At 43.8% G+C, this 347-nt stretch carries 1 protein-coding gene; it reads right to left on the bottom strand.

What is annotated here, in order from left to right:
* The coding region (locus Q4528_RS12965) for a TonB-dependent receptor domain-containing protein (protein WP_303521892.1) at positions 1-347 on the bottom strand (347 nt) is incomplete at both ends.

The raw sequence follows: 347 nt of genomic DNA, 5'->3' as shown, positions 1-347 counted from the left end.
GAATAAAAGACACCCGCTGCCATGTTAAAACCGGATACTTGGTAATCTACCCCTAACTCGATATTTTTAGATGTTTCTGCACCTAGGTCAGAAGCATTTGAACCGCTACTTAGCTTAAATGCATCCTTTACTTCCGGGCCTCTTAACGCCTCTGCATATACAGCACTAATAGCCCACGCAGGAGTTAACTGATAGCGAGCACCGGCATTGAATGAGAAGCCGTTATCACTTAATTTTTGATCGCTTGCATCGGTTATCGAGAAATCATCAAATCTAGCACCGGCTGTCAGTGACCATTGATCATTTACGGTGTAATGATCCTGTATAAAGATCCCCCAAACTTGGCC

Source organism: Staphylococcus pasteuri (assembly GCF_030547725.1).
GTDB classification, from domain to species: domain Bacteria; phylum Bacillota; class Bacilli; order Staphylococcales; family Staphylococcaceae; genus Staphylococcus; species Staphylococcus pasteuri.
The sequence above is the reverse complement of the archived record's forward strand: the minus strand, read 5'-3'. Positions and strand labels throughout refer to the sequence as shown.